20 protein-coding genes and 1 pseudogene are annotated in these 24,312 nt (G+C 67.9%); 5 read left to right on the top strand and 16 right to left on the bottom strand.

Features of this window, described 5'->3' with window-relative positions; all coding sequences use genetic code 11:
* Positions 1-38: 38 nt before the first annotated feature.
* From F0344_RS11375 to F0344_RS11390, 4 genes are all read right to left on the bottom strand, one after another.
* On the bottom strand, positions 39-2,162 hold the full coding sequence (locus F0344_RS11375; protein WP_185298666.1) for a hypothetical protein: 2,124 nt from the start codon (positions 2,160-2,162) through the stop codon (positions 39-41).
* 175 nt (positions 2,163-2,337) lie between these two features.
* Complete coding sequence (locus F0344_RS11380; RefSeq protein ID WP_185298667.1) at positions 2,338-2,796, bottom strand: DUF6113 family protein; 459 nt, start codon at positions 2,794-2,796, stop codon at positions 2,338-2,340.
* A complete protein-coding gene (mshB, locus tag F0344_RS11385; protein ID WP_185298668.1) occupies positions 2,793-3,710 on the bottom strand; it encodes an N-acetyl-1-D-myo-inositol-2-amino-2-deoxy-alpha-D-glucopyranoside deacetylase in 918 nt (305 codons plus the stop codon). The genes F0344_RS11380 and mshB overlap by 4 nt, the downstream gene beginning before the upstream one ends.
* A gap of 48 nt (positions 3,711-3,758) precedes the next feature.
* A complete protein-coding gene (locus F0344_RS11390; RefSeq protein ID WP_185298669.1) occupies positions 3,759-3,953 on the bottom strand; it encodes a hypothetical protein in 195 nt (64 codons plus the stop codon).
* Positions 3,954-4,143: 190 nt separating this feature from the next.
* Between F0344_RS11390 and F0344_RS11395 the strand changes: the two genes are divergently transcribed.
* Positions 4,144-6,270 (top strand): S9 family peptidase, encoded by a 2,127-nt coding sequence (locus tag F0344_RS11395; protein WP_185298670.1) that lies wholly within the window; start codon positions 4,144-4,146, stop codon positions 6,268-6,270.
* Between the two features lie 3 nt (positions 6,271-6,273).
* Here the strand turns inward: F0344_RS11395 and F0344_RS11400 are convergent, their stop codons facing one another.
* From F0344_RS11400 to F0344_RS11450, 11 genes are all read right to left on the bottom strand, one after another.
* Positions 6,274-6,531, bottom strand: a complete 258-nt coding sequence (locus F0344_RS11400; RefSeq protein ID WP_258049861.1) for a hypothetical protein — start codon at positions 6,529-6,531, stop codon at positions 6,274-6,276.
* A 118-nt stretch (positions 6,532-6,649) separates the two neighbouring features.
* Positions 6,650-7,888, bottom strand: coding sequence for an ABC transporter ATP-binding protein (locus F0344_RS11405; RefSeq protein ID WP_258049862.1), 1,239 nt, complete (start codon positions 7,886-7,888; stop codon positions 6,650-6,652).
* Entirely contained in the window at positions 7,878-8,855 is a 978-nt protein-coding gene (locus tag F0344_RS11410) for an ABC transporter ATP-binding protein (RefSeq protein ID WP_185298671.1), read from the bottom strand. Before F0344_RS11410 ends, F0344_RS11405 begins: the two co-directional genes overlap by 11 nt.
* Before the next feature lie 13 nt (positions 8,856-8,868).
* On the bottom strand, positions 8,869-9,846 hold the full coding sequence (locus tag F0344_RS11415) for an ABC transporter permease (protein WP_185298672.1): 978 nt from the start codon (positions 9,844-9,846) through the stop codon (positions 8,869-8,871).
* The gene (locus F0344_RS11420) at positions 9,839-10,762 is read right to left on the bottom strand and encodes an ABC transporter permease (protein ID WP_185298673.1); all 924 of its coding nucleotides are present in this window, start codon (positions 10,760-10,762) and stop codon (positions 9,839-9,841) included. The genes F0344_RS11415 and F0344_RS11420 overlap by 8 nt, the downstream gene beginning before the upstream one ends.
* A gap of 98 nt (positions 10,763-10,860) precedes the next feature.
* Positions 10,861-12,489: a peptide ABC transporter substrate-binding protein gene (locus tag F0344_RS11425; protein WP_185298674.1), complete on the bottom strand. Its 1,629-nt coding sequence runs from the start codon at positions 12,487-12,489 to the stop codon at positions 10,861-10,863.
* A gap of 165 nt (positions 12,490-12,654) precedes the next feature.
* Positions 12,655-13,797: an ABC transporter ATP-binding protein gene (locus F0344_RS11430; protein WP_185298675.1), complete on the bottom strand. Its 1,143-nt coding sequence runs from the start codon at positions 13,795-13,797 to the stop codon at positions 12,655-12,657.
* Entirely contained in the window at positions 13,790-14,848 is a 1,059-nt protein-coding gene (locus F0344_RS11435; RefSeq protein ID WP_185298676.1) for an ABC transporter ATP-binding protein, read from the bottom strand. The genes F0344_RS11430 and F0344_RS11435 overlap by 8 nt, the downstream gene beginning before the upstream one ends.
* Before the next feature lie 11 nt (positions 14,849-14,859).
* Positions 14,860-15,807 carry an ABC transporter permease gene (locus F0344_RS11440; RefSeq protein ID WP_185298677.1) on the bottom strand — a complete coding sequence of 316 codons (948 nt, stop codon included), beginning with the start codon at positions 15,805-15,807 and terminating at the stop codon, positions 14,860-14,862.
* The gene (locus F0344_RS11445) at positions 15,800-16,732 is read right to left on the bottom strand and encodes an ABC transporter permease (RefSeq protein ID WP_185298678.1); all 933 of its coding nucleotides are present in this window, start codon (positions 16,730-16,732) and stop codon (positions 15,800-15,802) included. The genes F0344_RS11440 and F0344_RS11445 overlap by 8 nt, the downstream gene beginning before the upstream one ends.
* A 170-nt stretch (positions 16,733-16,902) precedes the next feature.
* Positions 16,903-18,540: a peptide ABC transporter substrate-binding protein gene (locus F0344_RS11450; protein ID WP_185298679.1), complete on the bottom strand. Its 1,638-nt coding sequence runs from the start codon at positions 18,538-18,540 to the stop codon at positions 16,903-16,905.
* A gap of 850 nt (positions 18,541-19,390) precedes the next feature.
* Here F0344_RS11450 and F0344_RS11455 point away from each other — a divergent pair.
* Both F0344_RS11455 and F0344_RS11460 read left to right on the top strand, forming a co-directional pair.
* Positions 19,391-20,122, top strand: a complete 732-nt coding sequence (locus tag F0344_RS11455) for a transposase (RefSeq protein ID WP_219732124.1) — start codon at positions 19,391-19,393, stop codon at positions 20,120-20,122.
* Positions 20,123-20,548: 426 nt separating this feature from the next.
* Positions 20,549-21,301, top strand: coding sequence for a transposase family protein (locus F0344_RS11460; protein ID WP_185298680.1), 753 nt, complete (start codon positions 20,549-20,551; stop codon positions 21,299-21,301).
* A gap of 1,030 nt (positions 21,302-22,331) precedes the next feature.
* Here the strand turns inward: F0344_RS11460 and F0344_RS11465 are convergent.
* On the bottom strand, positions 22,332-22,805 hold the full coding sequence (locus tag F0344_RS11465) for a hypothetical protein (RefSeq protein WP_185298681.1): 474 nt from the start codon (positions 22,803-22,805) through the stop codon (positions 22,332-22,334).
* Between the two features lie 397 nt (positions 22,806-23,202).
* On the opposite strand from F0344_RS11465, the gene F0344_RS35120 reads away from it, so the two are divergent.
* Together F0344_RS35120 and F0344_RS11470 are read left to right on the top strand one after the other, a co-directional pair.
* Positions 23,203-23,472: a transposase family protein gene (locus tag F0344_RS35120; RefSeq protein ID WP_219732125.1), complete on the top strand. Its 270-nt coding sequence runs from the start codon at positions 23,203-23,205 to the stop codon at positions 23,470-23,472.
* A 50-nt stretch (positions 23,473-23,522) separates the two neighbouring features.
* A pseudogene (locus tag F0344_RS11470) lies at positions 23,523-24,227 on the top strand (ISL3 family transposase); the annotation flags it as partial.
* Positions 24,228-24,312 lie beyond the last annotated feature (85 nt).

Raw genomic sequence — 24,312 nt, forward strand, 5'->3', positions numbered from 1 at the left:
CCGGCCGGGGGCGCTCGTACGGTGTCGCGTCGGGCAGGTCAGCCGGTGCCGTTCAGATCGATCGTGACGGTCCGCTCGGCTGCCGTCCTGCCGGCCAGGGCGGTCTTCATGGCCTGTGCCACGTCGTCCGGTCCGACCTGGTGCTTCTGCCCGTCGCCCTTGACGGCCATGACGCCGTCGAAGACTCCGTCGAGCAGGGTGTCGATCGCCTGCTTGTCGTAGTAGTCGACCAGTCGGCCGTCGACCGCCTTCATCGACAGGATCTGCGGCAGGGACCGCGCCGGGCCGAACTGGATCTGCTTGGGTCCGGCCTTGATCGTGATGAGACCGGACATCGCGGGCCGGGCGAACTCCTTCATCGCCCGGTCCAGTTCGGCCTGGGTGATGCTGGGCTCACGGCTGGCGACCGGCAGTTCGACGACGCCCGCGGTACCGGTCTGGACCTGGGCGCGGTAGGCGTCACGCACGGAGATCAGCGACTGGTTGACGTCCAGCGCCTTACCCGTCTTGCCGGGGACCGCGACTGCCTTGTTCGGCTCGAACCTGATCGTGCCGTCCTGGGCCGTACCGGAGATTCCCGCCAGGTCGGTCAGCGCGACTCCGAGCTTCTCCTCGTCGACGGGGATGACCGGGTCGGCCGGGCGCGCGCCACCGAAGAGGGAGCCGATCACCGAGACCGGGTTGTAGTCACTGCCCGCCGCCTCGCGGACCGTCTCCTGGCTGTCCAGGGTGAGCCCGGCCTTCTGCGGGACGAGCTTCTCCGTCTTGCCGTCCACGGACAGCTGGAGGGGCGCTGTGGCCCGCTCACCGAGAGCCGCCTCCAGCTTGGTGACCGCCTCCTCCTTGGTCCCGCCGCCGATGTCGACGCCGAGGACCGTGGTGCCCTTGGGTACCTCGGAGTGGTTCAGCAGCAGGCCCGCGCCGTACGCGACACCGGCCAGGACGAGGACGCCCGCGCCGAGCAGGGCCAGCTTGGAGCGGCCCTTCTTCGCCGGCACGGCCTTCGGGGCGGGGCGGGGCGCGGGAGCCGGCGACACCGCGCCGGGGCCTCCCGGGCCGCTGCCCATGGCCGCGTCGGACCGTGCGCCGGGCCCGCCGGGGCCGGGCGGGAACGGCGAACGGGCGTCCGTCGGAACGACCGGAATGCCGCTGGTCAGCGTGTCACCGGAGACGTGGCCGCCGGGTCCGGGCTCGGGGGCCGGCGGCTGCGGCGTCAGGATCGCCGTGTCGTCGGACATCCGCGGCGGTACACCGCCGGGACCGGACGGGAACGACGGGCGGACGCCCCCAGGACCCCCAGGACCACCGGGACCACCCGGTCCGGGGCCCATGCCGTGGACTCCGTCGAGGTTGGGCGTGAGGGACGAGGTGCCGCTGACGGGGCCGGCGGTGGGGCCGGCGGGACCCGGCGTGCGTACGCCGGGGCCGGACATGAACCCCGGACCGCCAGGAGCACCGTGGCCACCAGGAGCACCGTGGCCACCAGGACCACCCGGGCCACCAGGACCGCCCGTGCCGCCCGGCGCCTCGGCGCCGAGCCCGTCGAGTGCGCTGCCGCCGGGACGCGGCGCGCCCTGGTCGGTCCCGCGCTGGGGGGCGTCCGAGAAGTACGGCAGGTCCGCGCGGGGCGGATTCGGCGCCTGACCGGAGCCCTCGGCGGGTGCGCCGGTGGAGGCCGCCACCGAGGTGGTGGCCGGTGCCTTGCGCGGAGCGAACCAGTCGCTGCCGCTCTTCTCCCTGGCCGGTCTGTCGGCGGGCGGCTCGGCGCCGCCGTCGCGTCCGTCGCCACTCGCGGCGCTCCCGGCGCCGTTGGCGGCGGAGGCGGACGGCGCCGGCGCACCGGGGCGCGGCGTGCCGCCTGTGCGTTCGGCGTCAGGACGGCCGCCGGACGCCTCAACGTCACCCATCGGCGTACGCATCACGACGGGCGGGATCGGACGCGAACCGGGGATGTTGATCCGGATGCGCGTCGTCAGCGTCGTCTCTGTTCTGGGCTCCACGGGCCGCGCCGGATCCGCAGGCTCCGGAGTCGCCTCCGGAGCGTCCTGCGACGGGTGCGGCGACGGATGCCGGCGGGACCCGTACGGCGGCGTGCCCGACGGATACGCGGCTCCGCCGCGACCCTGGGGCCCGGAGGACGAACTGTCAGTTTCACGACTCAAAGCAGGTTCTCCCGATTGGCTCCGCCGCCCGTACTTCCCCCATGCCGCAGGCCAGGGGACGGCTCGGCGCGCGCACCACCATACTGGCCGACGCCACCGGACACTCCGCCACCGGGGGAAACCTCCACCTCGGCATCACACCTGCGGGGGTCGTAGAGGTATCGGACACAGCACATCAGGGGCCGGGGCGACCGGTGTTGGCGGCTGATCGAGGTAGTCGCGACGTGGTGGCGCACATCACAGCGACAACCATCCCGCCGAGCAGGAAAAGTGCCAGGCCGAGTTCGTCGCCGTAGACGTAGTCGCCCTCGGGGCGGCCGCTGAGCAGGAGAACCACCGCGATGAGCCAGCCCGCCGCGGGGGCCAGCGCGCCGAGCTGCGTCCCGACCAGTACGCGGCCGCCGTAGAAGAGTCCGGCGCAGGAGGCCAGGGCGATCAGCAAACCGCCGGGGAACCAGGCCGCTTGGACGAGAGTGCCCGCGAGTGCGACGAGGGCGCCGAGGACCGCGAGGCCGGTGTAACCGGCGATCCGGGCGGGGTTGGGAGGCGCCGTGAGTCCCGTGGGCGCGGGACTCCTGGGCGGTGCGTCGCCACGCGGGGCCTGGGAGGAGGCGCGGGGGCGCCGGCCGCTCATGCCCGCGCCCCCGGGGCGCCGGCCGGTGCCGCGAGACCGGCGAAGAGGTCGTGTTCGCGCCCGTCGTCGTCGGGTGCCGCCGTGCCGCGGACCAACTGGTAGAACTCGTCGGCGAGAACGGGCTGCCCGAGGCCGTTCGAAAGGGCGAAGAAGGGGCCGGCCAACGCGATCTGGGTGGCGTGGGCCCGCATCGCGGCGGCCTTCGCGTCGGCGACGTCCGAGCCGTCGATCTCGGCTGTGACCATGGACTCGTCGCACACACCGGGCACGTCGTCGATGGCCGCGATCCCCGGGAAGACATCGGGGGCCTCGGCCCGCAGCCGGGCGAAGCCCTCCTCCACCACGGGGCGCGGCACGCGGTTCCAGTAGATCTTCGCGATCGTGTGCGGGGCGCCGGCCGCCGGGTGGTACGCGGGGTCGGCGGCCAGGTCCGCGGCCCGCATCGCGACCCGGTGGGCCTGGATGTGGTCGGGGTGCCCGTAGCCGCCGTCGGGGTCGTACGTGACGAGGACCTGGGGGCGCACCGAGCGGATCACCTCGACGAGGTGTGTGGCGGCCTCGTCCACCGGGGTGCCCCAGAAGGCTCCCGGGCGGTGATTCTGCTCGGTGCCCATCATCCCGGAGTCGCGGTACCGGCCGGGGCCGCCCAGGAAGCGGTGGTCGGTGACGCCGAGCGCCCGCATCGCGGCGGCGAGTTCACCGATGCGATGGGTGCCCAGGGTGTCGTCCCGGCCGGCCACGAGGTGGGCGAGGGCCGGTGGGATGACCTCGCCCTCCTCGCCGAGTGTGCACGTCACCAGGGTGACGTGGGCCCCCTCGGCCGCGTACCTGGCCATGGTGGTGCCGTTGGTGATCGACTCGTCGTCCGGGTGCGCGTGCACCAGGAGCAGACGGCGGGCGGGGAAGTCCTTCATGGGACCACCCTACGAGCCGCCGACCCGGCGCACCGACGGCCCCGCGGTTCAGAACTTGATGCCCCCGATCATGCCCGCCACATTGGTGGTCAGGTCCGAGATGGTGGGGGCGATCGACGAGCTGGCGAGATAGAACCCGAGCAACATGCAGACCACCGCGTGTCCACCTTTCAGTCCGGATTTCCGGATCAGCAGGAAGACGACGATCGCCAGCAGCACCACCGCCGAAATCGAGAGTGCCACGGCGGTTCACCTCCATCAGTACGGTCGGGACGGGCAGCACACATGGAGCCAGCAGGTTCTTACCCACCGAGCGCTACGGATCATAACTATCCGTGCCAACGCATTGTTCGGGGCACAGCAGCACGAGGGGCGCACGGACCCGGGCCGGGGAGCGCCCTGGCGCGGCGAAGTACCGTCTATGTTCAAGGCCATGACCTCGCAGAAGCTGTCTTTTCCCCGTCAGCACGCACGGACGCAGCGGTTCACCCTCGGCGCCCCCCGCGCGTTCACCGTCTCACCGGACGGGACGCGGGTGATCTTCCTCCGCTCGGCCTCGGGCACCGACCGGACGAACCGGCTGTGGGTGCTCGACCCCTCGACCGGTGAGGAACGGATCGCGGCCGATCCCGAGGCGCTGCTGGGCGGTTCGGCGGAGAAGCTGTCGCCGCAGGAGCGGGCCCGCCGTGAGCGCAGCCGGGAGGGCTCGGCGGGCATCGTCGGCTACGCGGTGGACGGGGCGGCCGAGCTGGCCGCTTTCGCGCTGTCCGGGAAGGTCTACGTGGCCGAGCTGCGGGCCGGGACGGCGCGGGCCCTGCCGGTGCCGGGGCCGGTGATCGACCCCCGCCCCTCCCCCGACGGGCGTCACATCGCGTACGTCACGCGCGGCGTGCTGCGGGTCGTGGGCGCGGAGGGCGAGGGGGACCGGGCGGTCGCCGAACCCGAGGACGCGCACGTCTCGTACGGTCTCGCGGAGTTCGTCGCGGCCGAGGAGATGCAGCGCTCCCGCGGCTTCTGGTGGTCGCCGGAGTCGGACCGCCTGCTGGTCGCCCGGGTCGACGACAGCGCCGTACAGCGCTGGTGGATCGCCGACCCCGCGCATCCCGGCCGTAAGCCCGCCGAGACGGCGTACCCGGCTGCGGGGACGTCCAACGCGGAGGTGCGGCTCTTCGTCATGGACCTGGAGGGGGCCCGCACCGAGGTGGTCTGGGACCGGGTGCGCTATCCGTACCTGGCCGAGGTGCACTGGTCGTCCGCGGGCGCTCCACTGCTCCTCGTACAGGCCCGTGACCAGCGCAGTCAGCTGCATCTGGCCGTCGACGCGGAGAGCGGCACGACGCGCACGGTGCATGTCGACGAGGACGAGGCGTGGCTGGACCTGTTCGCCGGGGTGCCCGCGTGGGCGCCGGACGGACGGCTCGTACGGATCGCGGACGAGGGCGGGGCACGGGTGCTCGCGGTCGGCGACCGGCTGCTGACCGGGGCCCATCTGCACATTCAGGCGGTGCTGGACATCGGGGAGTCGGACGTCCTGGTCTCGGCGACGGCGGGCGAGGAGGCCGCCGGTCCGGAGACCGGGCAGAGCCATGTGTACCGGGTCAACGAGCTAGGTATCGAACGGCTTTCCGAGGGGGTGGGTGTGCACACCGCCGTACGTTCGGGCGGGGTGACCGTGCTCGTCTCGGCGTCCCCGGACCGGCCCGGCTGGTCGGCGCAGGTGCTGCGGGACGGCAAGCGGACCGCCACGGTGTCGACGTACGCGGAGGAACCGGTTCTCTCCGCGAAGGTGCATTTCACCGAGGGGGGCGCACGGCGAATTCCGTGCGCCGTGCTGCTCCCCACCGGCTATCAGGAGTCGGACGGTCTGCTTCCGGTGCTGATGGACCCCTACGGCGGGCCGCACGGCCGCCGCGTGGTCGCCGCGCACAACGCCCACCTCACCTCCCAGTGGTTCGCCGACCAGGGCTTCGCCGTGGTCGTCGCGGACGGCAGGGGCTCACCCGGCCGGTCCCCCGGCTGGGAGAAGGCGGTCAGGGACAACTTCCCGCTCACCCTGGACGACCAGATCGAGGCCCTGCACGCACTGGCCGGGCGCTTCCCGCTGGACCTTTCCAAGGTGGCGATGCGCGGCTGGTCGTACGGCGGCTACCTCGCGGCGCTCGCGGTGCTGCGGCGCCCCGATGTCTTCCACGCGGCCATCGCCGGTGCCCCGGTGACCGACTGGCGGCTGTACGACACCCACTACACGGAGCGCTATCTGGGCGATCCCGCCGAGCAGCCCGGGGTGTACGCGCACAACGCCCTGACGACCGACGAGGGACTCTCCGAAGCCGCCGAGCAGGCACGGCCGTTGATGATCGTCCACGGCCTCGCGGACGACAACGTGGTCGTCGCGCACGCCCTGCGCCTGTCGTCGGCCCTGCTGTCGGCGGGGCGGCCCCACGAGGTGCTGCCGCTGAGCGGAGTGACCCACATGACCCCGCAGGAGCAGGTCGCGGAGAACCTGCTCCTGCTCCAGGTCGACTTCCTCAGGCGGTCGCTGTGGCCGGCGGGCGCGTAGGGCTCACCAGCCCGGTGGCGGGGAAGAGGGTGGCGGCGGTCCGGTACCGCCGCCCTGCGGACAGCCGTAGCCGGGGCCGGCTCCCTCTCCCGGAGGCCCGGCAGGCGGGTAGCCGTACTGCGGATAGCCGTAGCCCTGCGGCGGACCGGCCGGAGCCACCTCGAAGCCCCTGCGGGCCAGGGCGATCAGGGCGGCGGCCCCGGCGACGGCCAGCAGTGGACAAGAGGGCCTGGGACAGCGGGCGGCCGGCTGGGGCGACATGACGTCTCCCCAGCCGGTTCACGGCACCCGCACGGCCGTACGCTGTTCATCATGGAGCGTTCGCATATCGGTGCCGCGACGGCCGGGTTGCCGCTGTGTGAACGATGTTCATGGGCTTTTATGGCTGGATGTCGCCCGGTGCCTCCGGGTCCCGCGAGGGCCGCTTCCTGACGGCCGTTCCCGGCGCCTCCACATGAGGCCCGCGTCCCTGTCCCCGCGGTGTGTCCCCACGGTCCTCCGAAGACACCACGTGCCTCTCCTCCGCGAAGTGACAGGCGGAGTCGTGGCTCGCCGGGGTCTCCGACAGCCGGAACGTCGCCGGGACGGCCAGCAGCGGCACTTCCAGCGCGCACCGCTCCTGCGCCTTCCAGCAGCGGGTGCGGAAGCGGCAGCCCGACGGCGGGTTCGCGGGTGAGGGCACGTCCCCGTGCAGGATGATCCGTTCGCGGGACTCGCGGGCCATCGGGTCGGGCACCGGTACGGCGGACAGCAGCGCCTGCGTGTACGGGTGGGTGGGGTGCTCGTAGATCTCCTCGTCCGTACCGATCTCCACGATCCGGCCGAGATACATCACGCCGACCCGGTCGGAGATGTGCCGGACGATGGACAGGTCGTGGGCGATGAACACGAAGCTCAGGTTGAACTCGCTCTGGAGACTGTCCAGCAGGTTGATGACCTGTGCCTGCACCGATACGTCGAGGGCGGAGACCGGCTCGTCGGCGACGATGATCTCCGGGTTGAGCGCGAGGCCGCGGGCGATGCCGATGCGCTGGCGCTGACCGCCGGAGAACTGGTGCGGATAGCGGTTGATGTACTCGGGGTTGAGACCGACCACGTCCAGGAGGTCCTGCACCTTGCGGCGCCGGCTGCCCTTCGGAGCCACCTCGGCGTGGATCTCGTACGGCTCCCCGATGATGTCGCCGACCGTCATCCGCGGGTTCAGCGAGGTGTACGGGTCCTGGAACACCATCTGGATGTTGCGGCGCACGGCCTTCAGCGCACGGCCGGACAGCTTGGTGATGTCCTCGCCCTTGTAGAGGATCGCGCCCGCCGTCGGCCGTTCCAGATGCACCAGCATCCTCGCGACGGTCGACTTGCCGCATCCGGACTCCCCCACGATGCCGAGCGTCTCACCGGCGGCCAGGTCGAAGGAGACGCCGTCGACCGCCTTGACGGCGCCGATCTGCTTCTTGATCAGGATGCCCTGGGTCAGCGGGTAGTGCTTGACGAGGTCGCGGACCTCCAGGATCGGTTCGCCCTCGGCGTACACCGGTCCGGCCCGCTCGGCGGACACCATGGTCACGGCCTCGCCCTCCTCGGGGGCTTCCTCCCGTCCGCCGGAGTGGTCAGCGTTCATCGAGCGTCTCCTTCCAGAAGTGGCAGGCGCTCTGGCGGTCCTCGGACACCTCGTACAGCGGCGGCACGTCCGTGCGGCACACGTCCTGGGCCTTCGGGCACCGGGGGTTGAAGGCACAGCCGGGCGGGATGTGGAGCAGGTTGGGCGGCAGGCCCTTGATCGCGTACAGCTCCTGGCCCTTCTGGTCCAGGCGCGGGATCGAGCGCAGCAGACCCTTGGTGTACGGGTGCGCCGGGCGCTCGTAGATCTCGTGCACGGGCGAGGTCTCGACGATCCGGCCCGCGTACATCACGGCGATCTTGTCGGCGACGTCCGCGACGACACCCAGGTCGTGCGTGATCAGGATCAGACCCATGTTGAGTTCACGCTGGAGCTCCGCGAGCAGATCCATCACCTGCGCCTGCACCGTCACGTCCAGAGCCGTGGTCGGCTCGTCCGCGATGATCAGGTCAGGCTCCAGCGCGAGTGCCATGGCGATCATGATGCGCTGGCGCATACCGCCGGAGAACTGGTGCGGGTAGTTGCCCACCCGCTCCTTGGCCGCCGGGATCCGGACCCGGTCCATCAACTCGACCGACTTCGCCCTGGCGTCCTTGCGGGACATGCCGCGGTGCACCACGAACATCTCGCCGAGCTGCTCCCCCACGGTCAGTACCGGGTTGAGCGAGGACAGCGCGTCCTGGAAGATCATGGCCATCTCCTGGCCGCGGATCTTGCGCCGCTCCTCCGGCTTGAGCTTGAGCAGGTCGCGGCCCTTGAAGAGGATCTCGCCGCCGCTGATCTTCCCCGGCGGCATGTCGAGGATGCCCATGACGGCCTGCGCGGTGACCGACTTACCCGAACCCGACTCGCCGAGCACGGCGAGCGTCTCACCCTCGGCCACCGAGTAGTTGACCCCGTTGACGGCTTTGGCCACCCCCTCGCGGGTGTGGAACTCCACGTGCAGATCGCGCACTTCGAGCAACATGGCGACAGCCTCCTCAGCGCAGCTTGGGGTCGAGGGCGTCGCGCACCGCGTCGCCGAGCATGATGAACGCGAGCACGGTGATCGCCAGCGCTCCGGCGGGCCAGAGCAGCATGTGCGGGGCGTTGCGGATGTAGGGGGACGCTGCGGAGATGTCGATGCCCCAGGAGACGGCAGGCGGTTTCAGGCCGACGCCCAGGAACGAGAGGGTCGCCTCCAGCGAGATGTACGTGCCCAGGGCGATCGTCGCGACGACGATCACCGGAGCGATGGCGTTGGGGGTGATGTGGCGCAGCATCATCCGGGAGTTGGACGCGCCGAGCGCGCGGGCCGCCTGGACGTAGTCGTTCTGCTTGGCGGTGATCACCGAGCCGCGGGCGATACGGGCGATCTGCGGCCAGCCCAGCAGCACGATGAAGCCGACGACGGGCCAGACGGTGGAGCTGGTGACCACGGAGAGGAAGACCAGACCGCCGAGGACGACCGGGATACCGAAGAAGACGTCGGTGATCCGGGACAGGATCGAGTCCCACCAGCCGCCGAAGAACCCGGCCAGGCCGCCGAGGACGCTGCCCAGCAGCGCCACACCGAGCGTGGCGCAGACGCCGACGGTCACCGACGTCCGTGTGCCGTAGACGACGCGCGTGTAGACATCGCGGCCCTGAGGGTCGAAGCCGAAGGGATGGCCGGGCTCGGACGCCTTCTGGGCGTCGTCGAGGTTGGCCTGGAGCGGGTCGCCGCTCGCGATCAGCGAGGGCCAGACGGAGATGACCACCAGGAAGAGGATCACCAGCCCGGAGATGATGAAGACCGGGTTGCGGCGCAGATCGCGCCAGGCGTCGGACCAGAGGCTGCGCGGCTTGCCTGCCGGGCCCGTCCCCTGGGGGCCGCCGGGGGTCTTCTCCAGGGAGACCCCCTCGTCCATGGCGAGGTCCATGGCACCACCCGCTCCGGCCGGGGAGATCGCTCCGTCCGATGACAGCGGCTCAGGCATAGCGGATCCTCGGGTCGAGTACGGCGTACAGGAGATCGACGATCAGGTTGGCCGCCAGGAAGACGAGGACCAGGATGGTGACGAAACCGACGACCGTCTGGGAGTTCTGTCGCAGGATGCCCTGGTAGAGCTGGAATCCGACGCCGTGGATGTTGAAGATCCGCTCGGTGACGATCGCTCCGCCCATCAGGGCGCCCACGTCCGTGCCGATGAAGGTGACGACGGGGATCAGGGAGTTGCGCAGCAGGTGCCGGACGACGACCCGGCGCCGGGGCAGGCCCTTGGCGGTGGCGGTACGCACGTAGTCGGCGCGGGCGTTCTCGGCGATCGAGGTCCGGGTCAGCCGGGTGACGTAGGCCAGTGAGACGGAGGCCAGGACGAGCCCGGGGATGATCAGTTCGTTCCAGGGAGCGTCCGATGAGACGGAGGGCTTGATGACGCCCCACTCGACGCCCAGCAGGAGCTGGAGCAGCAGCCCGGTGACGAACGTCGGTACGGAGATGACGACCAGGGTCAGGATGAGCACCGTGGTGTCGATGGGCCGGCCGCGGCGCAGGCCGGTGACGACACCGAGGCTGATGCCGATGACGATCTCGAAGACGATCGCGATGAGGGTGAGCCTGATGGTGATGGGGAAGGCGGTCGCCATCAGTTCGGTGACCTTCTGCCCGTTGAACGCGGTGCCGAAGTCGCCCGTGAAGACGTTGCCCATGTACGTGAGGTACTGCTGCCAGACCGGCTTGTCGAGGCCGAACTCGGCCCGCAGCTGGGCGGCCGTCGCGGGGTCGCACTGGCGGTCACCGCAGAGGCCGGCGATGGGGTCGCCCATCACGTTCACCATGAGGAAGATCAACAGCGTGGTGCCGAAGAAGACGGGGATCATCTGCAGCAGCCGCCGGATCACATATCGTCCCATGAGGGGCTCCGGAGGTCGGGGCGAACAGGCGGACGGTGGGGACCGCGAAGCCGGGCGACCGGTGCGTGGTGCGCACCGGCCGGCCCGGCCTCGTCAGCTCACTTGACCTTGATCTGGTCGTACACGGGGACGCTGAACGGGTTGAGCGCGACGTTCTCGATGCGGTCCGAGTAGCCGGCGCTGCCGTTCTGGTACCAGAGCGGGATGACCGGCATCTGCTCGACCATCACCTTCTCCGCCTCCTGGAACGTGGAGACCGCCTTGGCCTTGTCCGTCTCGGCGTTGGCCTTGTCGACGAGGTCGTCGAACTTCTTGTCGCTCCACTTGCCGTCGTTGGACGAGGCGTTGGTGTAGTAGACCGGCTGGAGGAAGTTCTGGATCAGCGGGTAGTCCATCTGCCAGCCGGCGCGCCAGGCGCTGGTCAGCTTCTGCTGGGAGACCTGGCTGCGGAAGTCGGCGAACGTACCGACGGGGCTGCCGACACAGGCCCTGTTGTTGCCCATGACGTTGTTGATGCTGTTGCAGACGGCGTCGACCCACTCCTTGTGCGAGCCGGTGTCCGCGTTGTACGAGATCTTCAGCTGGCCGCCGGGGATCCCGCCGTTGTCATCGATCAGCTTCTTGGCCGCGGCCTTGTCGTACTCGCACGCGGGGCCGCAGAGGCCCTTCTTGAAGCCGCCCTCCTCTCCGAGGACCGGGGAGGTCCAGTCGGATGCGGGGGTCCGGGTCTTCTGGAAGATCTGGTCGGTGATCTGCTGACGGTTGATCGCCATCGACAGACCCTGGCGCACCTTGGCGGCCTTCGGGGTGTCCCACCCGGCCTCGTAGAACGGGAAGGCCAGGGTCTGGATGATGCCGGCCGGGGTGTTGATATAGCGGTCGCCGAGGTCCGACTTGACGTTCTTGAGCTGCGAGGCGGGCACGTCGTCGACGAGGTCGAGGTTGCCGGCCGTCAGGTCGGTGTACGCGGTGTTGTTGTCGGTGTAGACCTTGAGGTCGATGCCACCGTTCTGCGCCTTGTCCCCGCCCGGGTACTCGTCCCACTTCCGCAGGTTCATCGCCGAACCCTTGGCGTACTTGTCGATCCGGTAGGGGCCGTTGCCGACCGGCTTGGCGAGCCAGGCGTCGTGGTCCGTGAAGAACGCCTTGGGCAGCGGCGCGAAGGCCGGGTAGCCGAGGGTGTCCGGCCAGAGCGAGAACTTCTGCGACAGCTTGACGGTGAACGTCTTGTCGTCGACGACCTTGAGGCCGGAGAGCTTGTCCGTGGACGCGGTACCGGACTCGGGGTGGGCTTTGTCGTAGCCGTCGATCTGGGTGAAGAAGAAGGCGTTCTTCTGGTTGTTCTTCAGCGCGGCGCCGTAGTTCCAGGCGTCCACGAAGGATGCGGCGGTGACCTTCTCGCCGTTGCTGAAGGTCCAGCCGTCCTTCACGGTGACCGTGAAGTTCTGGGAGTCGGTCGTCTCGATCTTCTCGGCGAGCATGTTCTTCGCCTCGCCGGTCTTCGGGTCGTACTGCTTGAGGCCCCGGAAGATCATGTCGAGGACCTTGCCGCCCTGCACCTCGTTGGTGTTCGCGGGCTCCAGCGGGTTCTGCGGGTCCCCCCAGGAGGAACTGACGATCCCGTCGGCACCGCCACCACCGCTGTCGTCCCCGCCGCCGCAGGCCGTCGCTGCCAGGGCGACCGCCACCGCACATGCGGCCCACCTGGCCTGTGTGGCTCCGCGCATGAAGTGCCTCCTAGAGATCCATTGAGTAACTCAATGCCTCATATCACCCCATTTGCCTTCCCGTCGCATGTTAGACAGGCCATCGGTGGAAGCCGGACAGCACAGGACCGCCGGGCGGGCTCGGTCGTTCGAGCCCGCCCGGCGGTCCTGTGCTGAGCGAAAGGACTATGCCGCGTGAACGACGTCCTTCTCCTCGGCGAAGTGACACGCCGACTCGTGCGCGGCCGGGGAGTCCACTCCCCTGAAGCGCTCGGGGATGGCCAGCAGCGGCATCTCCGTGGCGCACTTGTCCTCGGCCTTCCAGCACCGGGTGCGGAAGCGGCAGCCCGACGGCGGGTTGGCCGGCGAGGGGACGTCACCCGAGAGGATGATCCGCTCGCGGCCCTCGCGGGCCTCCGGGTCCGGAACCGGGACCGCCGACAGCAGCGCCTGGGTGTAGGGGTGCGTCGGGTGCTCGTAGATCTGCTCGTCCGTACCGATCTCGGCCATCTTGCCGAGGTACATGACGCCGACCCGGTCCGAGATGTGCCGGACGATGGACAGGTCGTGCGCGATGAAGAGGTAGGAGAGGTTGAACTCGTCCTGGAGCTTCCCCATCAGGTTGATGACCTGTGCCTGCACCGACACGTCGAGCGCGGACACCGGCTCGTCGCAGATGATGATCTCCGGGTTGAGCGCGAGGCCGCGGGCGATGCCGATGCGCTGGCGCTGACCGCCGGAGAACTGGTGCGGATAGCGGTTGATGTACTCGGGGTTGAGACCCACGACGTCCAGGAGGTCCTGCACCTTGCGGCGCCGCTCGCCCTTGGGGGCGACCTCGGGGTGGATGTCGTACGGCTCCCCGATGATGTCGCCGACCGTCATCCGCGGGTTCAGCGAGGTGTAAGGGTCCTGGAACACCATCTGGATGTTGCGGCGCACGGCCTTCAGCGCACGGCCGGACAGCTTGGTGATGTCCTGGCCCTTGTAGAAGACCTCGCCCGCCGTGGCCCGCTCCAGCGTCATCAGGAGCTTGGCGACCGTGGACTTGCCACAGCCGGACTCGCCCACGATGCCGAGCGTCTCGCCCGCGAAGAGATCGAAGGAGATCCCGTCGACGGCCTTGACCGCGCCGACCTGCTTCTTGAACAGGATGCCCTGGGTCAGCGGGAAGTGCTTGACCAGGTTGCGCACCTGGAGGATGGGCTCGCCCTGCGAGACCGGCGCGTCGATGGCGGCTACGGCCTCCGCCTCGCTGGCCGTGTCCACAGTCGCCACTTCGGCGACGTTCGGGGTGGCGTCCACGGGCTCTTTCTTCATGTCAGCCATGGATCGTCTCCTTCCAGAAGTGGCAGGCGCTGCCGCGGCCGACCAGATCGGTACCGTCCTGCTCGGTCACCGGGCGCAGAGCCGGGATGTCCGTACGGCAGATGTCCTGCGCCATCGTGCAGCGCGGGTTGAACGCACAACCCGAGGGAACGTGGAGCAGGTTGGGCGGCAGGCCCTTGATCGCGAAGAGCTCCTGGCCCTTCTGGTCGAGGCGCGGGATCGACTCCAGCAGACCCTTGGTGTACGGGTGCGCCGGGCGCTTGTAGATCTCGTGCACGGGCGAGGTCTCGACGATCCGGCCCGCGTACATCACGGCGATCTTGTCGGCGACGTCCGCGACGACACCGAGGTCGTGCGTGATCAGGATCAGACCCATGTTGTACTCGCGCTGGAGCTCCGCGAGCAGGTCCATGACCTGCGCCTGCACCGTCACGTCCAGAGCCGTGGTCGGCTCGTCCGCGATGATCAGGTCCGGCTCCAGCGCCAGCGCCATGGCGATCATGATGCGCTGGCGCATACCGCCGGAGAACTGGTGCGGGTAGTCCGCGACGCGGGCCGCGGCGGCCGGGATCTTGACCTGGTCCATCAGATCGATGGCCTTGGCCTTGGCCTCCTTCTTGGACAGTCCCTGGTGCACCCGGAACATCTCGCCGAGCTGATAGCCGACGGACAGAACCGGATTCAGCGAGGACAGCGCGTCCTGGAAGATCATCGCGATCTTCTGGCCACGGATCTTCCGGCGCTCCTCGTTGGACATCTTGAGCATGTCCTGGCCGCGGAAGAAGATCTCGCCCTTCGGGATCTTGCCCGGCGGCATGTCGAGGATGCCCATGATGGCCTGCGCCGTCACGGACTTGCCGGAGCCCGACTCGCCGAGGACGGCGAGCGTCTCACCGGCGTTCACGCTGTAGTTGACGCCGTTGACGGCCTTGGCCACACCGTCGCGGGTGTGGAACTCCACGTGCAGGTCGCGGACTTCGAGCAGCGGGCCGACGTGGTCGTCTCCCGAGCGCGCGGACGGGACTTCTGCGGTCTTGTCGATGGTGGTCACGTGCGCCCTCCTTATCGCGTCTTCGGGTCGAGGGCGTTACGGACGGCTTCGCCGAGCATGATGAACGCCAGAACGGTGAGGCTGAGCATGATCGACGGGTACAGCAGGATGTGCTGTGCGACGCGGATCTGGCTCGCACCGTCCGAGATGTCCATACCCCACGAGACGGTCGGCGAGGCCAGGCCGAGACCCAGGTAGGACAGCGTCGCCTCCGCCGAGATGTACACACCGAGCGAGATGGTGGCGACCACGATCACCGGGGCCATCACGTTCGGCAGGATGTGCCGGAACAGGATGCGGGGCGTGCTCGCACCGAGGGCTCTGGCCGCCTGGACGAAGTCCGACTGCTTGATGGTGATCACCGCACCGCGCATGACACGCGCGATCTGGGTCCAGCCGAGGAACGCCAGGGCGAAGACGACCACCCAGATCGACTGGTCCGTGAAGGACTGGAGGACGACCATCGCGCCGAGCAGGAACGGCAGGCCCAGGAAGACGTTGGTGAATCCGGAGAGCACCGCGTCGACCCAGCCGCCGAAGTAGCCGGACAGCATGCCGATCAGGCCACCGAACAGGGTCACCGCGAGGGTCACCGCGACACCGACGATCACCGAGGCACGGGTGCCGTAGATGACGCGGGCGTAGACGCTGCGGCCCTGGCCGTCGTAACCGAACCACTCGGGCGAACCGATCTTGCTCAGCTCCGGCTTGCCCAGGAAGTGGTTCACGAGGTCACCCGTGGTGGGCGAGGCGCTGGTGAACAGGCCCGGGAAGGCCGTGATCACGAGCAGGACCAGGATCAGGGCGGCGGAGATGAGGAAGTACCAGTTGCGCCGCAGGTCCTGCCAGGCATCGCCCCAGAGACTGCGTGCCTTGTCGGCCTTGACGGTCTCGGCGGCTTCCGCGGCAGGAGCGACGGTCTCGTCGGGAGCGGCAGCGGTCTTGATCAGGTCAGGCATACCGGATCCTCGGGTCCAGGACCGCGTACAGCAGGTCGACGAGCAGGCTCATGAAGAGGTAGATGAGCACCAGGATGGTGACCAGTCCGACCAGGGTGGTGCCCTCACGCCGGACGATCGACTCGAAGATGGTGCCGCCGATTCCCTTCACGTTGAAGAGGCCCTCGGTGACGACCGCGCCGCCCATCATGGCGCCGATCTCGGTGCCGAGGAAGGTGACGACCGGGATCAGCGAGTTGCGCATCAGGTGAACACCCACGATGCGGCGCTTGGGAAGACCCTTGGCGACGGCCGTACGCAGGTAGTCCGCGCGCAGGTTCTCCACCATCGTCGTACGGGTCAGCCGTGCCACGTACGCCAGGGAGAGCGAACCCAGGACGATCGCCGGGGCGATCAGCTCGCTCCACGGCGCCTCGTTGGAGACGTTCGGTGCGATCCAGCCGAGCTCGAAGGCGAACACCGACTTGACGATGAAGCCGAGCACGAAGACCGGGATCGAGATGATCAGCAGCGTCAGTACCAGGACGATGTTGTCGGTCAGGCGGCCGGCGCGGAGCCCGGCGGCCATGCCCAGGGCGAGGCCGAGAACGACCTCGATGACGAAGGCCATCCCGGCGAGTCGCAGCGTGACCGGGAACGCGTCACCGAGCACGTCGGTGACCGGCCGGCCGCTGGCTATCTGGGTGCCGAAGTCGAAGTGAAGGACGATTCCCTTCATGTAATCCCAGTACTGCACCAGGATCGGCTGGTCGAGGCCGAGTTGATGCCGCATGGCAGCAAGGGTCGCGGGATCCGCGCCCTTGTCCCCGAAGAGCCCCCGCACGGGGTCCCCGGGCAGCATGTAGACCATCAGGAAGATCAGCAGAGTTGTCCCGATGAAGACCGGGATCATCTGGAGCAGTCGTCGTGCGACATAGCGCCCCATGGTGCCTCCATGTAAGTGGCACGCCGCAGCCGACGGGCCCTCCCTCGTCACCGACCCCCTGTGGGGTCGTCGGTGTCGCGGAAGGGCCCCCCGGCCACTGCGTGCAGGCTGGCGTCGCAGAACCGATGTTCAGTTTCGGTCCATCACCGGCCTGCGGACTACGTCGGTGGTTACTTCTTGACCTCGACCTGCGTCAGGATCGGGTCGCCGTCCTGTGCGTAGTCGACGTTCTGGACCTTCTCCGAGTAGCCGGCGTTGACCTTGTAGTACCAGAGCGGAATGGTCGGCATGTAGTTGACCAGCTCCTTCTCCACCTCCTGGTACGCCTTGACCGACTCGTCGAGCGAGGGCGCGGTGTCCGCGGCCTTGATCTTCGCGTCGAGGTCCTTGTTCGAGAAGAAGCCGTTGTTGCCGGCCGCACCCGTACGGAACAGGTCGCTGATGAAGTTGGCGTTCACCGGGTAGTCGAGCACCCAGCCACCGCGGTAGAAGGACTTGACCTGCTTGGCGTCACGGGCGTCCAGGTCGGCCTGGAAGTCGGCCTTGGAGTCGCCGGCGCACTCGACGCCGGTCGCCTGCGTGATGCTGTTGCAGACGGCCTCGACCCATTCCTTGTGGCCGCCGTCGGCGTTGAACTGGATGAAGACCTTGTTGCCCGGAACGCCGCCACCCTCCTTGATGAGGGCCTTAGCCTTCGCCGGGTCGTACTTGGTGACGTCACCGGCGACGTTCGGCTGGTGGCCGAGGACGCCCTTGGCGACCCAGCCCGTGGCCGGCTCGCGGGTGCCCTGGAGCACCGTCTTGGTGATCGTGTCACGGTCGATGGCCATCGACAGGCCCTGGAGGACCTTGGGGTCGGTGTCCTTCCACTGCTTCTGGTACATCGCGACACCGAGCGTCTGGATGGCGGAGTACGCCTTGTCCACGGCACGGTCACCGAGGTCGGCACGGTAGACCGGAAGGTCCTTCGGGCCGATCTGGCGGAGAACGTCGACGTTGCCCGACTTCAGGTCCTCGTAGGCGGTCTCGATGGTGGTGTAGTTCTTGAAGATCACACCACCGTTCTTCGCCTTGTCGAGACCCTTGTAGTCGTCGTTGCGGACGACCTTGATCTGCTTCTTGTGGTCCCAGCTCTCGAACTTGTACGCGCCGTTACCGACCGGCTTCTCGCCGGCCGCCTTCGGGTCCGCGTAGAAGGACTCGGGGAGCGGGGAGTAGACCGTGTAGCCCAGCTTGTACGCGAAGTACGGAAGCGGGGTGTCCAGCTCCACCGTGAAGGTGTAGTCGTCCACGACCTTCAGGCCGGACATGGCGTCGGCCTTCGGCTTGGCGCCTTCCTTCGCGGGGTGCACGTCCGCGTAGCCCTTGATGCCGTCGAACCAGGACGCGTTGGTCTGCGCGTTCGTGATGTTCGCGGCCCAGTTCCACGCCTTGACGTAGGACTCGGCGGTGACCGGGGTCCCGTCGTGGAACTTCCAGTCCTTCTTGAGCTTGATCGTCCACAGCTTCGAGTCCGTGCTGTCGACCGACTCGGCGTTGATCATCTCAAGCTTGCCGGCCGGGTCGTAGTCGACCAGCTGCGAGAAGATCGCGTCGGTGACGATGCTGCCGTTCGACTCCATCGTGTTGGCCGGCTGCAGCGGGTTCTGCGGCTCACCGACCTCGATGGAGAAGATGCCGTTCGGGTCGACAGCGCCCTTGGCACTGTCCTTACCCTTGTCATTGCCTTCGCCGCCGCCACAGGCAGTCGCGGCCAGGGCGATGATTGCCGCTCCCGCGACCCACTTGGCGCTCTTGGCACCGCGCATGGGTTTCCTCCTCATGAGTCCACTTTTGACTAGCAATAGGGACACTGGAGAGATCTACCGACACCCCTGACGGTGATCGACTCAGTGCCCCGAGTGTGCTCGTGAGTCGGCACTCCCCACAGTGCGTGACCCATTGACCCGAGCTCAATGGAGCCAACTATTGGGTACGCCCAGGCTGTAAACCACACTTAAAGGGTCTCGGTTTGACAACATCACCAGGGGCCGTGTGACCGAAATCCGGACAAATTGATCCTAGACAGACACCCCCGAAACGGACCCTTAACACATGTTCCGGAGAGTGAAGCCCGATATCCGGACACCCTGGTTACGAAAAGCAGTTGCAACCCCACCCGTCAACAGCGCCCAGACACTTCGATCGAACAGCGTTGATGTCCCGGGGACAAGCCGCCCCTGCTCGTTCCGGGTCGGCACCCTACTTGGCGGCCAAAGACGTGCCAGTCAAAGCTGCTTGGTCACTGCCAGCAGTACTTCTTCTTCGGTGCGGCCGTAGTGCCTAGCGCGGAAGATTTGCTGTGTTGTGACGTAACGCACGTTCCGGATGTGTGGATGGAGTACTCCTGCCCATCCAGGCTCACGGACCCCACGGGGCCACCTCGGGTCCGGTTCGCTCAACGAGCGGCGACAGAGGTCGCCCCTGGGCCCGAAGTCGGCTCCGAGGGCTGGGCGCAACACGCGGAGACCGCCTCGGCAAAGGCGCACTGGCCTCGGTGTTTCACCGTGAATTCCATGAACTGTGACGTTCTGTCACTGCACGCAAAAGGTGCCCCGTGGCCTGCGATGATCCGGCTTGTTGAGGACTGGATCATGAGCGGGCGGGGGCACCTTTCACGTGCAGGGTAGCGAGTGGGCACCCGGTCTGGCGATGTCGGGGGACGGGAAGGGACAGGCCGGGCATGTGGGCGGGGTGCATCTGCGGCTGCTGGCGGAGCGCACGGGCCTGACCGGGGAACTGTCGGCGGCGCTGGCCCGGCCGGGGTTCGTGCCGCTGCACGACCGGGGGCAGGTCATGGTCGACCTCGCGGCCGCGATCACCCTGGGCGCAAGGCGCATCCGAGACATCCGGCAACTGGAACACCAGCGGCCCGTCTTCGGCCCTGTCGCCTCCCATCCCGCCGCGTGGCGGACACTGAAGGAACTCGACGAACTCGCCCGGGCCCGGACCGGGCGGGCCCGGGCGGCAGTACGCCGCCGCGTCTACGAACTGCTCCGCAAGCGGCCCGAGGGCTTTCCCGAGGTCGAGGTCGAAGGGGTGCCGCTGACGGGCTGGACCGTGATCGACAGTGACGGGACGCTGATCCCCGCGCCGTCGGAGAAGGAAGGAGCCCACGGCACCCACAAAGGCTTCCTCGGACACCACATATTCGTCGCCACATGCGACAACACCGGCGAACAGCTCGCCGCGACGCTCCACACGGGCAACGTCAGAGCCAACGACGCGGCAGCTGGTTCCAGCTCCTCGCCCTGGACGGCGAGCTCGCCAAGGCCACCCCGAAGACCCTGCGCTACCGCATCCTCCACGTCCCCGCCCGCCTCGTGCGCGGCCAGCGAAAACGCCGCCTGAAACTCCCCGACACCTGGCCCTGGGCCACGGCGATCATCCGCGCCTTCGAACGGATCCTCGCCTGCCCCACCCCACCTGACCAGCACGAACGACCTCATCGAGCATCGAGAGGAGGCTCACCCGCAAGCTCCGGGACCGTGGAACCCGGCGTCATCCGGTACGACAGCCGACGCGCTCCCCTGACCGGAACCGTCCCCGGACAGGGATCAACACGGCATCACGGACGCGAGACCAACCGGACGTCGCCGTGAAACAACGAGGCTGGCCGTTACGGAAAGGAAAGAGCTGCTTCGTTTGAGACGTCGGAACAAGGAGCCGTTTCCAACCTGACGGGTGGTTGGACGGGCGACCCCGGCGGTGGGCATGAAGAAAGCTCCTGGTAGACGGGTTCACGACCAAGATCACCAGTCCGCCAGGAGCTTTCGCGTGCTTGTCTACCCGTCCGGCATAGATCTGTCCAGCCGCACCCTGCAACACCTCTCCGGTCTCCTCGCAGGCCACCGCCGTCGCATCGGCTCCCGGTGGCGTCGCCTGACCTGTGGCCGGCAGGCCCTGCTCGTCCTGGCCCACCTGCGCTGCGGCGACACCTACGCCCGCCTCGCAGCAGGTTTCCGTGTCGGGATCGCGACGGTCTACCGGTACATACGCGAGGCCGTCGACCTCCTGGCCGCCCTCGCGCCCACGCTGGAACAGACCATGACGTCGGTGCGGAAGAAGGCGTACGTGATCCTCGACGGCACCGTGCTGCCAATCGACCGCATCGCCGCCGACCAGCCCTACTACTCGGGGAAGAAGAAGCACCACGGGATGAACGTGCAGGTTCTCGCGGATCCAGCCGGCCGTCTGATCTGGGCCTCGGACGCGCTACCCGGAGCCGTGCACGATCTGACCGCGGCCCGGACCCACGGCATTCCCGCCGCTCTCGCCGCCGACGACATCAAGTGCGGGGCCGACAAGGCGTATCAGGGCGCGGGCCCTGCTGTCCGCGTCCCGTTCCGGGGCAAGAACCTGCGCGGCTGGCGTCGCCGTCACAACCGCGATCACGCCAAGATCCGCAGCATCGGCGAACGCGCCATGGCCACCCTCAAATGCTGGCGGCTCCTGAGGAAGCTCCGTTGCAGTACCACCCGGATCACCGCCGTCGTCCGTGCCGTCGTCGCCCTCGAACTCGCAACCTGATCAGGATGGAAAAGGCTCAAGGAACCGCATCCTTCGTCGCCATGAATGAGGTGATGCAATGCACAAGTGCAGGTGCAGGTGCAGGTGCAGGTGCAGGTGCAGGTGCAGGTGCAGGTGCAGGTGCAGTCTGACATTAGCGACGCAAAAGAGTCACCGGAAATGACTCCGCGGCTTCGATATGCCTGCCTGTGTCGGCTACTCGGCCCGCTCGGCGTCTGGATGATGGCCCAACCTTCAGCCTGCGAACGGGGCCCGGCTGAGGGATGCAATACTGCTCCGCACTATCCTGCATATGCGCATGCCCAGGAACAGCGAAGTGTGCGGGCAACCGTGCCACGGGGTTCGAGCGGACTCGTCAGCACTGTTTGTCGACCCCGCCAGAACACATCGACCAAACCCCTGCTCGGTAGGGTCGGCGGCTTTCCATCGCAGATTCCGTCGCCACGAGTTAGGGCAGGAAAGGATGTGAGGGCGACTCCACATGTGAGACGATCTGCACGCTGCCGGATAGGCGGCATACGTTCGACTCCTCGCCGTGCGGGCCGCAGGAGAGATGCTCCCGGCGAGTTACGCGAGAGCTTTGCTGCGCTCTCGAGAGCAAGCATGAGAATGAGACCATCAATCTTAACCTGATAAAGCTGCCTCCCCGAAGGGAAGACACGAATTTTCATTCCGCTGGAAGCGTTCCACCTCTCAGACCTCAACGTCAGTCGACACTTCGATCAGGGAATCGTCGACTCATGTGGCATACCAAACCTGCGGCTCGTGCACTGACAACACCCGCGTCATCGTCGCACGAGCGCGGGCGGGAAAGGCAGCAAATTCTGTGGAGCGCCGGCTCAAGCCACGATGCCCCTGCTCCACTGGCAAGCCTGATGCCGTGTGGCCGGTCACGGCAACGTGACCGGCCACACGGCCAACGGCGAGGCCTCGCACGAGGAGCCATAAGGCCGCCGCCGCTTAGCAAGCCGGACCGCTTCGTAGGCGTCCACACATCCCCGGCGCGCGGGATAGTGTCGGAGAAAATATTTTAGGTGTTGGTTCCGTCAGCCCTGAAGCGGAATCCGGCCGTGTTGCACTTGGAGTACAGGCCCGTGTCGCCGTCATAGAGGCATGCCTGAGCGTAAATCTCGCTCGACTCGATGTAGTCCTTGTTGCAGACGGCCCATGAGGGAGCGCCATTACTGCTGATGCACACTCCCTGACGGATGAGCTGGCCGCCGCTGTAATTCCACCACTTGACCGCGACCGACTTACCATCAATCAAACCGTCGAGGAGCCACCATTTATCGCCGTCCGACTGGAAGGCGACCATTGCGTTGTTGTAGCTTCCGACGGTGCTCTGGTTCCACCAACCCGGCGATTCCCAGGAGGGGCTGACGGACTGCTTGACGGCGTGGTTCGTCTCGTACGTAATCGCCGCCGCCGGTGAGGCCGTTGCGATACCTACAGTACATATGGCAGCAATGGTACCCGCGGCCTTTATTGCGGAACGAAGCTTCATCTAGGATCTGCCTTCCTGTTGGTGAGTTTGCCACTCTTCGCCAATATCACGCATGACAAAGACGCAGAGTCCACGGAGAGGATATGGAGACCGAGAGCAATGCAACCCCCGTCTCCCCAAACTCATCCGAAACCACAGTCGGCGCATCGCGCTCGCGCTCTTACCTACTGGTGCGGACACGACAACCATGGCGCTGCGGCCCCTGTTTGTCCATCGCTTTGAGGGAACCTTGAGGTTTGAGGGGTCTTCGAATTTAGTGGGGGTGTGACGATGACGACCTGATGGCTGGTCACCGTCTGTAATGGTCCTGCAGTGTGGGCGCCCCGGACGCAAGAAGCCCGCAGGCCTTCGTGATCATGGTTGTTCTCTACGCAACCGATCATGAAAACCCACGGGCTTGAGCACTCACGATACCGAGATCAACAGCGACGCGACACGACTGCCGGGGCTGGAGGGGGTGAGTGTGATCAAGGTCAAGGACGACGGAGCGGGTGGACCGACGGTGTACGTCGTGACGAGCGAAGAGTCCGCGAGGGCCTGCCCCTCGTGCGGGGTTTTCGCCACCCGGCTGAAGGACTACCGCACCACCGCCCCGAGACATATGTCCTGTGGCGGGCGTCCGGTGAGTATCCGCTGGCGCAAGGCACGCTGGCACGCACCGAAGTAGCCTGCGCGCGCGGCTCGTTCACCGAATCGATACGTCAGGTGCCAGCGCGGATGCGCACCACCAAGGCCCTGCGCCGGGCGGCGGGGGCCGCGGTCTGCGACGGCTCTCGCACCGTGGTGCAGGCCGGCCGCGACCTGCACCTGTCCTGGCCGATCGTGCAGCGCTGCTTCGAGGACTACGCCGCGAAGGCCCTGCCCGAACAGCCGCCCGCGACCGAAGCGATCGGGATCGACGAGACCCGGCGGGGCAAGCCGGTGTGGAAACAGAACCCGGACACCGACAAGTGGGAGCTTGTCGCGGACGCCTGGCACATCGGCTTCGTCGACGCCATCGGCGGACGCGGTCTGTTCGGGCAGGTCGAGGGCCGCAACGCGACACCCGTCACCGACTGGCTGATGGCCCAGCCCGCCGCCTGGCGCGCGCAGGTCCGCTACGTCGCCATCGACCTGTGCTCCACCTTCCGCGCCGCGATCCACCGCGCCCTGCCGCACGCGGCCGTGGTCGTCGACTGCTTCCACATCGTCCAGCTCGCCCAGCGCCACCTCGCCGACCTGCGTCCACGCCTCACCTGGAAGCAGCACGGCCGCCGGTCCCGCAAGGGCGACGGCATCTACACCGTCCGCAAACTCCTGCGCCGCAACAAAGAGGACCTCGGCCAGGACCAACTCGCCGTCCTCAAGAGCGAGCTGGAGTGCATGGGCACCTACGGCCGACAGATCCACGCGGCCTGGCAGGCCAAGGAACTCCTGCGCGACCTGCTGTCCCTCGCCGTCACCCGGACGCACGTCTGCCCTGACCACTCCGCGATCTCCGGCCGCCCGCTACCGCTTCCACGCCCAT

The sequence above is a fragment of the Streptomyces finlayi genome, assembly GCF_014216315.1.
Taxonomy (GTDB): domain Bacteria; phylum Actinomycetota; class Actinomycetes; order Streptomycetales; family Streptomycetaceae; genus Streptomyces; species Streptomyces finlayi_A.

Excerpts from the sequence above, each read along its gene's own strand:
- F0344_RS11380 (WP_185298667.1), bottom strand. The coding sequence starts at position 2,796 with ATGAGCGGCCGGCGCCCCCGCGCCTCCTCCCAGGCCCCGCGTGGCGAC.
- mshB (WP_185298668.1), bottom strand. The coding sequence starts at position 3,710 with ATGAAGGACTTCCCCGCCCGCCGTCTGCTCCTGGTGCACGCGCACCCG.
- F0344_RS11395 (WP_185298670.1), top strand. The coding sequence starts at position 4,144 with ATGACCTCGCAGAAGCTGTCTTTTCCCCGTCAGCACGCACGGACGCAG.
- F0344_RS11400 (WP_258049861.1), bottom strand. The coding sequence starts at position 6,531 with ATGTCGCCCCAGCCGGCCGCCCGCTGTCCCAGGCCCTCTTGTCCACTG.
- F0344_RS11405 (WP_258049862.1), bottom strand. The coding sequence starts at position 7,888 with ATGAACGCTGACCACTCCGGCGGACGGGAGGAAGCCCCCGAGGAGGGC.
- F0344_RS11410 (WP_185298671.1), bottom strand. The coding sequence starts at position 8,855 with ATGTTGCTCGAAGTGCGCGATCTGCACGTGGAGTTCCACACCCGCGAG.
- F0344_RS11415 (WP_185298672.1), bottom strand. The coding sequence starts at position 9,846 with ATGCCTGAGCCGCTGTCATCGGACGGAGCGATCTCCCCGGCCGGAGCG.
- F0344_RS11420 (WP_185298673.1), bottom strand. The coding sequence starts at position 10,762 with ATGGGACGATATGTGATCCGGCGGCTGCTGCAGATGATCCCCGTCTTC.
- F0344_RS11425 (WP_185298674.1), bottom strand. The coding sequence starts at position 12,489 with ATGCGCGGAGCCACACAGGCCAGGTGGGCCGCATGTGCGGTGGCGGTC.
- F0344_RS11430 (WP_185298675.1), bottom strand. The coding sequence starts at position 13,797 with ATGGCTGACATGAAGAAAGAGCCCGTGGACGCCACCCCGAACGTCGCC.
- F0344_RS11440 (WP_185298677.1), bottom strand. The coding sequence starts at position 15,807 with ATGCCTGACCTGATCAAGACCGCTGCCGCTCCCGACGAGACCGTCGCT.
- F0344_RS11445 (WP_185298678.1), bottom strand. The coding sequence starts at position 16,732 with ATGGGGCGCTATGTCGCACGACGACTGCTCCAGATGATCCCGGTCTTC.
- F0344_RS11450 (WP_185298679.1), bottom strand. The coding sequence starts at position 18,540 with ATGCGCGGTGCCAAGAGCGCCAAGTGGGTCGCGGGAGCGGCAATCATC.
- F0344_RS11465 (WP_185298681.1), bottom strand. The coding sequence starts at position 22,805 with ATGAAGCTTCGTTCCGCAATAAAGGCCGCGGGTACCATTGCTGCCATA.